The organism is Viridibacillus sp. FSL E2-0187, from assembly GCF_038006425.1.
Lineage (GTDB): Bacteria > Bacillota > Bacilli > Bacillales_A > Planococcaceae > Viridibacillus > Viridibacillus arvi.
The window spans coordinates 2,018,114-2,030,439 of sequence record NZ_JBBOVG010000001.1 but is presented as its reverse complement, the minus strand read 5'-3'; the positions used below and the strand labels follow the sequence as shown (position 1 = coordinate 2,030,439).

12 protein-coding genes and 3 pseudogenes are annotated in these 12,326 nt (G+C 35.1%); 14 read left to right on the top strand and 1 reads right to left on the bottom strand.

Translation table 11 applies throughout. The features are described from left to right. The first annotated feature begins 36 nt into the window (after positions 1 to 36). The 4 genes and pseudogenes from MHH85_RS09825 to MHH85_RS09810 form a co-directional block, all read left to right on the top strand. Positions 37 to 600, top strand: coding sequence for a nitroreductase family protein (locus MHH85_RS09825; RefSeq protein ID WP_340706893.1), 564 nt, complete (start codon positions 37 to 39; stop codon positions 598 to 600). 22 nt (positions 601 to 622) lie between these two features. Beyond that, positions 623 to 1,159, top strand: coding sequence for a cob(I)yrinic acid a,c-diamide adenosyltransferase (locus MHH85_RS09820; RefSeq protein WP_340706892.1), 537 nt, complete (start codon positions 623 to 625; stop codon positions 1,157 to 1,159). Positions 1,160 to 1,170: 11 nt separating this feature from the next. Continuing rightward, positions 1,171 to 2,670, top strand: a complete 1,500-nt coding sequence (locus MHH85_RS09815) for a cobyric acid synthase (RefSeq protein WP_427772830.1) — start codon at positions 1,171 to 1,173, stop codon at positions 2,668 to 2,670. A gap of 397 nt (positions 2,671 to 3,067) precedes the next feature. Beyond that, a pseudogene (locus tag MHH85_RS09810) lies at positions 3,068 to 3,250 on the top strand (peptide ABC transporter permease); the annotation flags it as partial. Positions 3,251 to 3,367: 117 nt separating this feature from the next. Here the strand turns inward: MHH85_RS09810 and MHH85_RS09805 are convergent. Beyond that, positions 3,368 to 5,410 (bottom strand): prolyl oligopeptidase family serine peptidase, encoded by a 2,043-nt coding sequence (locus MHH85_RS09805; RefSeq protein WP_340706890.1) that lies wholly within the window; start codon positions 5,408 to 5,410, stop codon positions 3,368 to 3,370. Positions 5,411 to 5,710: 300 nt separating this feature from the next. On the opposite strand from MHH85_RS09805, the gene MHH85_RS09800 reads away from it, so the two are divergent. The 10 genes and pseudogenes from MHH85_RS09800 (at position 5,711) to MHH85_RS09760 (ending at position 11,326) form a co-directional block, all read left to right on the top strand. Further along, positions 5,711 to 6,169 carry a sodium:solute symporter family transporter gene (locus tag MHH85_RS09800; RefSeq protein WP_340708149.1) on the top strand — a complete coding sequence of 153 codons (459 nt, stop codon included), beginning with the start codon at positions 5,711 to 5,713 and terminating at the stop codon, positions 6,167 to 6,169. Positions 6,170 to 6,181: 12 nt separating this feature from the next. Next, positions 6,182 to 6,349, top strand: coding sequence for a hypothetical protein (locus tag MHH85_RS09795; protein ID WP_340706889.1), 168 nt, complete (start codon positions 6,182 to 6,184; stop codon positions 6,347 to 6,349). Continuing rightward, positions 6,315 to 6,563: pseudogene (locus tag MHH85_RS09790) on the top strand (AMP-binding enzyme); the annotation flags it as partial. The gene MHH85_RS09795 and the pseudogene MHH85_RS09790, both read left to right, overlap by 35 nt. Before the next feature lie 4 nt (positions 6,564 to 6,567). Further along, positions 6,568 to 7,302 carry a 3-oxoacyl-ACP reductase FabG gene (gene fabG / locus MHH85_RS09785; RefSeq protein ID WP_340706887.1) on the top strand — a complete coding sequence of 245 codons (735 nt, stop codon included), beginning with the start codon at positions 6,568 to 6,570 and terminating at the stop codon, positions 7,300 to 7,302. Positions 7,303 to 7,589: 287 nt separating this feature from the next. Continuing rightward, positions 7,590 to 8,249 (top strand): hypothetical protein, encoded by a 660-nt coding sequence (locus MHH85_RS09780; RefSeq protein WP_340706886.1) that lies wholly within the window; start codon positions 7,590 to 7,592, stop codon positions 8,247 to 8,249. A gap of 315 nt (positions 8,250 to 8,564) precedes the next feature. Beyond that, positions 8,565 to 8,817 (top strand): annotated as a pseudogene (locus MHH85_RS09775) (FadR/GntR family transcriptional regulator); the annotation flags it as partial. A 218-nt stretch (positions 8,818 to 9,035) separates the two neighbouring features. Further along, complete coding sequence (locus MHH85_RS09770) at positions 9,036 to 9,185, top strand: hypothetical protein (protein ID WP_245639454.1); 150 nt, start codon at positions 9,036 to 9,038, stop codon at positions 9,183 to 9,185. Then, positions 9,161 to 9,229 (top strand): hypothetical protein, encoded by a 69-nt coding sequence (locus tag MHH85_RS22275; protein WP_403979874.1) that lies wholly within the window; start codon positions 9,161 to 9,163, stop codon positions 9,227 to 9,229. Before MHH85_RS09770 ends, MHH85_RS22275 begins: the two co-directional genes overlap by 25 nt. Before the next feature lie 299 nt (positions 9,230 to 9,528). After that, positions 9,529 to 10,377, top strand: coding sequence for an acetyl-CoA carboxylase, carboxyltransferase subunit beta (gene accD, locus MHH85_RS09765; protein ID WP_340706885.1), 849 nt, complete (start codon positions 9,529 to 9,531; stop codon positions 10,375 to 10,377). Further along, complete coding sequence (locus MHH85_RS09760; protein ID WP_340706884.1) at positions 10,370 to 11,326, top strand: acetyl-CoA carboxylase carboxyltransferase subunit alpha; 957 nt, start codon at positions 10,370 to 10,372, stop codon at positions 11,324 to 11,326. The genes accD and MHH85_RS09760 overlap by 8 nt, the downstream gene beginning before the upstream one ends. The last annotated feature ends 1,000 nt before the right edge of the window (positions 11,327 to 12,326 follow it).

The window sequence follows — 12,326 nt, the reverse complement described above, 5'->3', positions numbered from 1 at the left end:
AACTGTTATTGATAATAACGAAAAGGAGATAAATAAATGTCTATTTTAGAAGTATTAAAAGAGCGACGTGCGATACGTAACTATGAGGACAAGCCTGTTGAAAAAGAGAAAATTGAACAATTGTTAGAAGCTGCAACATTTGCTCCAAATGATCGCTTACGCGAACCTTGGAATTTTTATGTTATCCAAGGTGAAGCAATGACTCGCTATGAAGAAATGGCAGAAGCTTATTTACAAGAACGTTTCCCTACAAAACCTCATTTAGTTGAGAGCTCTTTAAAAGTCGTTACAACAACACCTGTTGCCATAGTTGTAACAGCGGATCAAATACCAGATAAACCTGATGATTCAGAGGATAATGTTTTTGCCGTGTCATGTGCTATTCATTCGATGTGGTTAGCTGCAAAAGAATTAGGGCTTGGATTTGTATGGCGTACACGAGGTGTGGGTTTAGTACATGATGAACGTATGTTGAATTTTATCGGTTCTCCAGAAAATGAAAAAGTGATTGGTACAGTTTTCATTGGTTACCCAGAAGAAGGTCGTGAAGTCTCACCGACTAAACGTACTTCTTATGAAGAAAAAACTACGTGGTTATAAAAGAATGTTAGGGGGAATTTAAATGGCACGACAAGGTCTATTTTTGGTGTATACTGGTGATGGTAAAGGTAAAACAACTGCATCACTAGGTGTTACATTACGAGCAGTAGGTCGGGGTTTAAACGTCAGGTACATGCAATTTATAAAATCTCCAGAACGTACTTATGGAGAGGCTTTGGCCCTTCGAAAATTGGGTGTTGAAATGGAGCAAATGGGTATTGGTTTTACATGGACTAAAACACCCGATGAACATAGAGAAGCGTTACAATTAGCTTGGACAAAAGCAAAAGAAGCTCTTGCGGATCCAACAATTGATTTACTCGTGTTAGATGAGCTCAATAATGCATTAGCAATAACGAAATTCCCAATCGACGATGTATTACCGCTTCAAGAAGTGGTTGAAGCGATTCAAAATCGACCAAAAACAATGCATCTTGTTGTAACAGGGCGAAGTGCAAAAGAAGAACTAATTCAACTAGCGGATTTAGTTTCTACAATTGAAGCCACTAAACATTATTACGAAGAAGGTATACCGGCAGTTAAAGGTTTAGAATTTTAAGGAAAGAGGGAATGGAATTGACCTCAAAGGCGTTAATGATACAAGGAACAGCATCTGACGTTGGGAAAAGTATGATTTGTACTGCTTTTTGTCGTATTTTTTCAGATGAAGGATACAAAGTTGTTCCATTTAAATCACAGAATATGGCGCTGAATTCTTTTGTCACAATTGATGGAGGAGAAATTGGTCGAGCACAAGGCGTGCAGGCTGAAGCAGCAAGAGTCATTGCAACGACAGATATGAATCCAATATTATTAAAACCAAAGCAAAATATGGTATCTGAGGTTATTGTGCATGGTAAACATTTACTAGACATGACAGCTACTAAATATCGCAACGACTTTGTTCAAGAAGCAATGCCAATCGTTGAAAAATCAGTACGTAAACTTCAAGACGAATACGAAATAATCGTTTTAGAAGGAGCGGGTAGCCCAGCTGAGATTAATCTAAAAGATCGAGACATTGCTAATATGCGTATGGCCCATCTAGCAGACGCAGCTGTTATTCTTGTTGCTGATATTGATCGTGGTGGTGTATTTGCATCCATTATAGGCACACTCACATTATTAGATGAAGATGAGCGCAAACGTGTAAAAGGGATTATTATTAATAAATTTAGAGGCATGCGCGAGTTATTAGATGATGGGATTGAATGGTTAGAAAAAGCAACTGGTATTCCAGTATTAGCAGTGGTGCCTTACATAGAAATTAATATTGAAGCAGAGGATTCCTTGGCTTTATCATCACTTCGGTTTAAAAAACCAAAACAACAAGAGTTTGCTATCGATGTAGCGATGATTCGTTTACCAAGGATTTCGAACTTCACCGATGTAGACCCATTTTTTGATGAACCCGAAGTAGGCGTTCGTTTAGTTCGTTCAATAAGTGAATTAGGAACACCAGATTTACTTATTTTACCGGGCACGAAAAATACTGTAGATGATTTACAATGGCTTCGAGATGAAGGTTTTGTAGAAGAAATTCAAAAGCTTCGTGCAAAAGGAACACGTATTTTCGGTATTTGTGGTGGATTCCAAATGTTGGGGAATCAATTATCAGATCCTGAAGCTGTTGAAGGTGATGGACGTAATTCGGAAGGAATAGGGTTATTACCGGTCACAACGGTTTTCAATACTTCAAAGAAAACAGAACAAATGACTGGCAATTTATTGTCTAATGGTCAAGAGCTCACAGGCTTTGAAATACATCTAGGTCAAACTGAAATACAAGATTCCAATACAAAAGCCTTTTTAAAACTACATGATGGTCGTTTAGATGGGGCAGTAACATCGGATGGCCGTGTTATCGGCACATATTTCCATGGGATTTTTAATAACCGAGAATTTACTCGTGAAATAGTAAATGTCTTAAGAATTGAAAAGGGTTTACCTGCTATTTCAGATGCAGTAAAAACCGATGCACAACGTCGTGAGGATGCTTATCAGTTACTTGCGGAACATGTGAAAAAGCATACCGATATGGAAAAAGTGTATGAAATTATGAACCTTTAAATGGTTCAAATCTACAATCTAAAAAGCAACATCTTCTTATATATAAGAAGATGTTGCTTTTTTTATAACCTGACAGAATCCTACTATATTATGAAAAGAGCTAAATTTCAGAAGATAATTAATTAAAAATGAAGTAGATTGAAGTAATTTTAATGAAAGAAATAAAATTAGGGTTTTTAAGGAGGATAGATTTTAAATATAGAAAAGTAATGGTGACTAACAACTAAACTAAAAGTGTGAAGTATAGGGTAATGATTCAATACTTCGAATCGTTTAAATATAGGTAGTCTTTTTAAGGTCAAATAAAGCTAGTTGGCATTGAAATTGTATTAGGAAAAATATGTGATGAATACTAACTATTATATTGGCGGAGGCGGCATTCAGCTAACTTTGACTTGGTATCCAACCGCCAACCCCAAGTTGGGGAAATATGTTGCAACGTGCACAGAACCCTCAAATCATGCTTGGAGCATGGTGGTATCTACTTTTACCAGGTTTTATGATACTGATTACGGTCTTGGCATTTAACTTTGTTGAGGATGGATTACGTGATGCATTCTACCCGAAAATAAGTGAATAGTAGAATGAAAAAGAAGGCATTTCCTTAAATTGGAATCGTCTTCTTTTTCATATAGAGAAGATTGTTAATCATAATTTCTGTTGTAGTTAGGTTGTATCTTTTGAATAAAAAAACTATTTATTTAAATAGTTTTAGACAGTTGTACAGAAATGTATACATATCTGTATGTTCTTCGATAATTTTTACAATAGGTTTTCCAAGTCCGTGTCCAGCATTTTTTTCAATTCGTAAAAGAATAGGTGCTTCACCTTCTTGAGCTTCTTGAAGAGTTGCTACATATTTATAAGAATGCAGTGGTACAACCCGATCATCTGAATCAGCGGTTGTAACTAGAGTAGCTGGATATCTTTGTTTGGTAATGTTATGGAGCGGTGAATAAGCATAAATGTCTTTGAAGTGCTCCGCATTTTTTTCTGCATTGCCAAATTCAGATGTCCAAAAGCGGCCAACTGTGAAGTGTTGATACCGTAGCATATCTATTACAGGCACTTGGCAAATAATCGCTGCAAATAGTTCGGGATGTTGGTTCATACAGGCTGAAACCAACAGACCGCCATTACTTCCACCTATAATTGCGAGTTTCGAAGGATTTGTATAGTCGTGTTGAATGAGCCATTCCCCTGCAGCAATAAAATCATCGAATACTTGCTGTTTCCTATTAAATGTCCCTGCTTGGTGCCATGCTTCACCGTACTCGCCACCACCTCGGATATTTGCTACTGCAAAAATACCACCATCTTCAATAAACGTTGCATTCGAAGCAGAATAGGTAGGTGTTAAACTAATATTAAAGCCTCCGTATCCATGTAAGAGGACAGGATGGTTTCCGGATAATTCAATCCCTTTTTTATGTGTGATAAACATTGGTATTTTGGTACCGTCTGTTGATGGATAGAAAACTTGTGTCGTTTGAAATAGAGAGCTATCTAACCCTTTTTGAGAAGCGAAGATTGTATCAAGGTCGCCTGTATTAATATCATAGCGTACTATTGTTGCGGGACTTAAATAAGACGTGTAGCTTATAAAGATTTCTTGTTGTTTTTTATTCGTGGAGATGTCCGTAATTGTAATCATATTTGGTAATTCAATCGTTTTTATAAGTGTCCCTTCTAGAGAGAACAGATTTAAATGATGTCTTGCGTGTCGCATATAAGAAATGGCAAAATAATCGCCAGTCATTTTTGAAATGTACATGACATCTTGATGTTCGGGAATGATCTCTTTCCATTGTTCTTTTTCAGGATTCTCAACGTCGATAGCAATAATTTTTCCATTTGGTGCGTCTTTATTGGTGTAGACGTAGAAGACGTTATTTACATTTCCAAGGAATGAGTAATAAGCGTCCCCTTCAATAGCTAAAGGGATAAATTCAATTTCACTGTCAATCGGGCGGTAGTGAAGGCGACTTATATTTTCTGTTCCTTTCCAAGATTCAAGAATCAGAAAACGGTAGTCATCTGATAATGTAGCGTTAAACGCTAACTCTTTGTCGTCGGTTCTCTCATGCACAAGTTTGTCCTCAGATTGTGGTGTACTTAATGTATGAAAGTAGAGACGGTTGTAATTGCTTTCATCTTCTGGCACTACAGAGCCAGGTTCCGGAAAACGACTATAATAAAAGCCGGACCCATTTTCTACCCAAGCGATAGTGCTGAATTTACACCAACTAATTTTTTCAGGGTAATCAATGCCTGTATCCATATTGCGAATTTTGAATTCTTGCCAGTCACTGCCGTTTTCAGAAATGGCATAAGCCATTAAATTTCCATCTTTATTGAAGGTAATGTTTGTAAGGGCAGTAGTACCTTCGGAGTTCAATTTATTTGGATCGATGACAATTTCTTGCAAAGAATCAGAAAGTGTTTTACTTCGATAGAAAACAGGTTGATTTTGCAATCCATTATTTTTATGATAGTAATAATATTTCCCCTTTTTTTGTGGAATGAAATATTTTTCATAATTCCAGCGATTGGTTAGTCGTTCTTTTAGCGCCTCTCTTTGTGGAATAGCATTTATATATGTTCGTGTCTTATCTTGTTGTTGCTCCGTCCATTTTATTGTATCTGGACTATTTGCGTCTTCTAACCATCTAAAAGGATCTTTTACTTTTGTACCGTGGTAATTGTCTACTACGATTGTTTTTTCGGTTTCCATCTTCATTTTGTAAACACTCCCTAATATTAATGTTGTAATATGTGTTTGGAAACTCATATTGTCATATATACATGCAAGTTAGATGCCAATTAGTGTTGATTCGGCGTAACTACTTTCATTAAAATCTGTGTCCATACAACTATACTAACTCCAAGAATATAATAATAAATAATTTAATAAACTATATTATTTGCTATGCTGCTAACTACTGAGATTTATCAACCTTGAATAAGTTATTTAATGAGCATCAAAAATACTCAACCGTAAATTATTTAGAATTAGAACGACTTCGCGAAAACCTTACAAATATCGAAACTTAAAATACAAAAAATTGCAGATGGTGTTTTAATTCGAATAACTCAAGTTCTATTAATTATTATTTCTATTATTGCATTTGTATTTTCCATTTATCCACCGGCATTTATTGCATTTGTGGCGGCGTATGTTTTTGGATTCTTTGGGTGTGCATTCATAGGTCCAATATTCTTCGGATTATATTGGAAGAGAGCTAATAGACAGTCAGCTTATGCAGGCAGTATTATTGGCGCACTTTCATATATAATTTTTAGTTTCTTAAATACGAAGAGAATTCTTGTTTTACCGATACCAGCTGTTGCAATTGGTATGGGGCTTTCAGCAGTAAGTATATTGATTTGTACATTGATTTTCCCAGCTACACCACGTGTTGCTTGGGAGCCATACTTTGAGGGAGAAATTTTTGAAGAGACAAAAGAAGTCGTGAAATTGGCGATGAGAAATGTATAAAGGATGATAACGATGATGCAAAATGCAATTTGGTATAAAAGTTATCCAGAAAATGTAAAGACATCAATTGAAATTGATCAACGAACAATGGTTGATGTGTTTTATGAAGCCGTAAAAGATAATCCAGATCACCTTGCATTAAGTTGTAGCAATTGGTGTACCTCATTCATATCGAGGTAAAACAGTGAAAATATTCGTAGTTCCAAAAGATGGTGAACAACTAGATGAAAAGGAAATTATAGAGTTTTGCAAAGGAAAGCTTGCTAAATATAAACTGCCAACTATAGTGGAAGTTCGTGATGAATTACCAAAAACAGCAGTAGGTAAGATATTACGACGAACTTTAGTAGAAGAAGAATTAAAGAAACTACAAATGAATCAATTAGGGAGTTGATCAAATGCGATTAGAAGGAAAAGTAGCCATTGTTACTGGTGGTGCGAATGGAATTGGTTATGCAACAGTAACACGATTTCTTGAAGAAGGTGCATCGGTGGTAATAGCAGATTATGCCAAAGAAGCTGGTGAAGAAGTAGTAAAAACGCTTGATCCAAAGCGAGTACTATTTATAGAAGTTGATGTTAGTAATCGAGAGAGTGTAAAGGCAATGGTTCAAAAAACGGTAGATCAATTTGGGCGTATAGATATCTTAATAAATAATGCAGGTATCACGAGAGATGCGATGCTGACAAAAATGACTGAAACCGACTTCCAAGAAGTATTAAATGTAAATTTAAATGGGGTGTTTCATTGTACGCAGGAAGTAGCATTGCATATGGTAGCGAATCAGTATGGGAAAATTATTAATACGACTTCCGTTAGTGGTGTGTATGGCAATGTTGGACAAACAAATTATGCAGCTGCTAAAGCGGGTATTATCGGCATGACGAAATCTTGGGCAAAGGAACTTGGGCGTAAAGGTATAAACGTCAATGCTGTCGCTCCTGGTTTTACATTAACGGAAATGGTGAAAAAAATGCCAAAAGAAATCATTGAAAGAATGACAGCAACTATTCCTTTGCAAAGGATGGGGAAGCCTGAGGATATTGCAAATGCTTATCTATTTTTAGCATCAGAGGAAGCATCTTATGTTCATGGTCATGTACTTCATGTAGATGGAGCGATCATGATGTAAGGGGAATATACGTTTAAAGTATAGCAAATAAAGAATGAAATAAGAAAGAAACACTTACTCTGTAAGATTAAGTACAAGTAATTGTATTTTACATCTTATTAGATAGCGTTTTGTTTATAATGTTTCACATTTAATAAAAAATGCACACTACTAAATTTGATTTTAGTAGTGTGCATTTTTATTTTGAATAAATTTTTTATAGATTTATTAAAAGATTAAACAATTTACAATTACGAAGAAAAACAATAAGATATGAACTTTAGTTCTTGTTTAAAGGAGGTTAGTAATTGTATTGGTTTGAGTTTTGTCCAAAGCATATTGAAAACAAATATGAGTTACTAGTATTTAAAGATAACCAACCTTTTCTTCCTTTAACAGATTATTATCATGATTGTTTAGGGAGAATTGATAAAAGCTCTGCTTTATCCTATTTGAAATGTTTGCTTCCATTTTTTAAATGGTTAGAGAAAGAGAGTCACTATCAAGGGAACAGGGTGCTATGGAATGATCCTCAGGAAAAGGTACGTGTCGCAATTGAAGATTATTTGATGCATGAGATGAAATGTAAGGTTCGTGATAAAATCACTTTTCGTTTTGTAAATTTAACTAATAAGAGTCCGAATACAATTAGTCGATTTTTATCAGCGTTAAAATCCTACTATAAATCTATGATACGTTTAAAACAGTATCTACACAGTAATCCATTAATAGATGGTCAAGCTATTTTACACAGCTATAAAGAAGAAATAAAAGGTGTTCGAGATGATAAGCCTAGAATACCCTCTGTTGCAGGTACAGAAGAAGCCATTCTCCATCGAAGATTAACAGATTTTTATTTTAAAATTATCAATGAAGAATGGCAGCCACAAATTATAGATGATGTAGATTTACCTTATCAAGTATATCAGGCTGGTAAAAAAGTAAATTGGTCACTTCGTGAATGGTGATAGCACGTATGTTATTCGAAACTGACGTTAGAAACTGCATAAATTTTTATGCAGTTTTTCCTTTACTTTCAAATAATTATTTTGTAAGATAAAGCCAACTTCAAAAGTGGCCAGACCACTTTTGAATTCATTCAGTAAGAGACGCCATCATCTGAAGGTAGTGGATTTTGTTTCTTTTTTGTAGGTATCCAAACACCTACTGAATGAAGATACTGAATGAAGATAAAGCCTTTGGATGCATTGTTTATCTGCGCGAAAGGAAAGCGACAGCAATAATTATTCCAAGGCGAATAGATTGACCGTGGAGTTGATCGTATGGATAAAAAAACCGAACAAAAGAAAGTGTTTTTAGATATCTTCCAACAATTACGACAACTTATTAAAATAGAAAAAATACAGGCTGGTGAAAAGTTTCCTTCCGAAAGAGTCCTTTCAGAACGTCTAGGTGTCGGGCGACCCTCTGTGAGAGAGGCATTGCGAAGTTTAGAGTTATTAGGTCTTATTGAAACGAGACATGGGGAAGGTACGTTTCTAGCTTCTACAAATGCATCAGCTCGTAGAAATTTTGTAAGATAAAGCCAACTTCAAAAGTGGCCAGACCACTTTTGAATTCATTCAGTAAGAGACGCCATCATCTGAAGGTGGTGGATTTTGTTTCTTTATAGTAGGTATCCAAACACCTACTGAATGAAGATAAAGCCTTTGGATGCATTGTTTATCTGCGCGAAAGGAAAGCGACAGCAATAATTATTCAAAGGCGAATAGATTGACCCAGGAGTTGATCGTATGGATAAAAAAACCGAACAAAAGAAAGTGTTTTTAGATATCGTCCAACAATTACGACAACTTATAAAAATGGAAAAAATACAGGCTGGTGAAAAGTACCTTCCGAACGAGCCCTTTCAGAACGTCTGGGTGTCGGGCGATCCTCTGTGAGAGAGGCATTGCGAAGTTTAGAGTTGTTAGTTAGGTCTTATTAAAACGAGACATAGGTGAGGTACGTTTCTAGCTTCTACACAAAAGCATCAGCTCGTAGAAATTTTGTGGATGTTTTACGAGAAATAATCATCACGTCAGAAATCGTTTTTCACTAAAAGTCTGGTTTTAATTAGCAGTTTATGCCGGTGACCGTTTAAATCGAAACTCAACAGAAGAAGAAAAATTAATGATTCAAACTATGTTGAAATCGATGCAGCTTGGCTATGAAAAAGAAGCATTAAAAGCTCTTACGAACCAAATGCTGAACAAGGCATTTAGACAAACATAGGGGGAGTAAAACATGGCAATACGTAGCTTATTTAGTAAAAAGAAAGAGGACGGACAGGAAAAGGGATTTCCAGAAGGACTTATAACAAAATGTCCAGAATGCCGTCACATTCAGTTAACAAAGGAATTAGAAAAAAATCATAAAGTGTGTACAAAATGCGACCATCATTTCAAAATGACTGCACAGGAGCGCGTAACATATTTCTTAGATGAAGGTTCATTTGTTTCAATGGATGATCATTTACAAACAAGTAATCCACTAAATTTCCCTGATTATGTAGAAAAAATTTCAGTGGCTAAACAACAAACGGGATTAAGCGAAGCTGTACTGACTGGGTTAGGTACTCTTGATGGAGAAGAAATTGTTGTAGCAATTATGGATTCTCATTTCCGTATGGGCTCAATGGGCTCCGTTGTAGGAGAAAAAATCACACGTGCCGTTGAAAAAGCTATTGAATTACGTGTACCTGTTATTATCTTTACTGCTAGTGGTGGAGCGCGCATGCAAGAAGGTATTCTATCATTAATGCAAATGGTAAAAACGAGTGTGGAATTAAAACGTCATAGTGAAGAAGGACTATTATTTATTTCGATCATGACGCACCCTACATACGGTGGCGTTTCAGCAAGTTTTGCTTCTGTTGGAGATATTAATATTGCAGAACCACAAGCATTGATTGGCTTTGCTGGTCGCCGTGTAATCGAACAAACATTAAGAGAAAAATTACCAAATGATTTCCAAAAGTCAGAGTTTTTACTAGCGCATGGTCAGCTTGATGCAATATTCCATCGAAAAGATTTACGAAACCAAGTAGCAATGCTTGTAAAAATGCATACAAAAGGCGGTGTGCAACATGTCTAAAAATTTAGCTTTTGAAGAACCAGTAGTACAATTACGAGAAAAAATTGATGAATTAAAAACGATTGCTACAGAGGCAGATGTAGATATGACAAGCGAAATCGAAAAGCTTGAAACACGTCTAACACAGCTAGAACAATCTATTTATGCCAATATGAAGCCATGGGATCGTGTACAGGTTGCTAGACATCCAGAACGACCAACTACTTTAGAATATATAGAAGCTATGTGTGAAAACTTTATTGAGTTACATGGAGATCGTACATTTGGTGATGATGCAGCTATTCTTGGAGGAATTGCTCTCTTTGAAGAACAGCCCGTAACAATTGTTGGACATCAACGCGGAAAATCAACTAAAGAAAATATTCGACGAAATTTTGGTATGCCACACCCTGAAGGATATCGTAAGGCATTACGCTTAATGAAGCAAGCTGAGAAATTTAAGCGCCCAATTATTTGTTTTATTGATACAAAAGGAGCCTATCCGGGTAAGGCAGCCGAGGAACGCGGCCCAAGTGAAGCCATTGCTAGAACTCTCTCTGAAATGGCGATTCTAACAGTACCAGTTATTAGTATTGTTATTGGGGAAGGCGGAAGTGGGGGTGCCATTGCATTAGGGGTAGCTAATCGCGTCTTTATGTTAGAGAACTCAACGTATTCGGTTATCTCGCCTGAAGGGGCTGCATCGATCTTATGGCGAGATGGTAGCCTAGGGAAGCAAGCTGCAGAAGCAATGCGTATAACAGCACCTGACTTAAAAGAGCTCGACGTTATTGATGGTATAATCCCTGAAATAACTGGTGGAGCACACCGCAATGTTGCGAAGCAAGCATCTTATATAAAAGAATGTATAAGCGTCACACTAAAAGCATTAAATTCTCTAAATGGCGAACAATTAATTGAAGATCGCTATGAGAAATTCAGAAAGATTGGACAATATACAGAAGTTTAAATTCATTTTTAGGTTATTGGACATGTGAATTTGTTCGTAAAGAGATAAAAAATGTTTCTTAAATAAATTAATAGAAAAAAGAGTTGTAGTTTGTAAAAATGATTGATCATTTATAATAAAGTTCGATTATTTATAATATAGTTTGATAAAAATAACTTCGCATTTAAATAAAACCCACGCATTTTGATCAAACTTTTTTCAAAATGCGTGGGTTTCTTCTATTATAAAATCAACGATTGCAACAAACTTTATTCCAAACCAACATCAACAATTGATGTCGATTCCGTTTTATAATTTCATTTTATAATGTGTAACATTCTATTAATAAATTAATAGATTAATTATTATAAATCATTTCTTGACTTTTAATTAAATATATATATAGGCTACTTACAATTGATTCTTCAGAATGTAAGCAAGCCCTTTTTTGTCTATAAAATGAGCCTTAAAATACATTAATTTAGTGTAGAACTTTATTGAATTTTTAATAATAGATAAAAATTTCAAGAGATTTATACTTTAAAATCAGAAAATGTAAGACGTTGAATTCAAAATAAATATTTAATTTGGACCAAGGGCATAAAATCGCTCTTGGTCTTATTTTTTTCTATATAAGTAATAAATATCACAATTATAGTTAATTATATTCTGTCTTTAACAATAAAAATATACACCTCGCTAGTCTAGTAGAAAAAATCTAGAGAAAGCCACTAAAGGATGTTGACTAATAACAAACAATGCATTATTATGTTTGTTATTATATAAACAAAAATAAATAAAGTTTGTTTATTTGTAAACATAATTAGCTGTTGGTTAGAAAAGTGGATTGATTGAATAGAAGAGGAGATGATTATAGAAAGACTTAACAAAAATAAGGAATCTTTATTATTAGTTGGAACTCAAGTAAAGGAAACTTAGTAAAGGAGGATTTGAGTTTCAGTACTTTATGATTTTAATAAAACGAAGAATGATATTTTGATAGAACAAATTAGCACTTTAA

Coding starts and splice junctions, on each gene's coding strand:
- MHH85_RS09825 (WP_340706893.1), top strand. CDS start 37: ATGTCTATTTTAGAAGTATTAAAAGAGCGACGTGCGATACGTAACTAT.
- MHH85_RS09820 (WP_340706892.1), top strand. CDS start 623: ATGGCACGACAAGGTCTATTTTTGGTGTATACTGGTGATGGTAAAGGT.
- MHH85_RS09815 (WP_427772830.1), top strand. CDS start 1,171: ATGGAATTGACCTCAAAGGCGTTAATGATACAAGGAACAGCATCTGAC.
- MHH85_RS09805 (WP_340706890.1), bottom strand. CDS start 5,410: ATGAAGATGGAAACCGAAAAAACAATCGTAGTAGACAATTACCACGGT.
- MHH85_RS09795 (WP_340706889.1), top strand. CDS start 6,182: ATGATGCAAAATGCAATTTGGTATAAAAGTTATCCAGAAAATGTAAAG.
- fabG (WP_340706887.1), top strand. CDS start 6,568: ATGCGATTAGAAGGAAAAGTAGCCATTGTTACTGGTGGTGCGAATGGA.
- MHH85_RS09770 (WP_245639454.1), top strand. CDS start 9,036: ATGGATAAAAAAACCGAACAAAAGAAAGTGTTTTTAGATATCGTCCAA.
- accD (WP_340706885.1), top strand. CDS start 9,529: ATGGCAATACGTAGCTTATTTAGTAAAAAGAAAGAGGACGGACAGGAA.
- MHH85_RS09760 (WP_340706884.1), top strand. CDS start 10,370: ATGTCTAAAAATTTAGCTTTTGAAGAACCAGTAGTACAATTACGAGAA.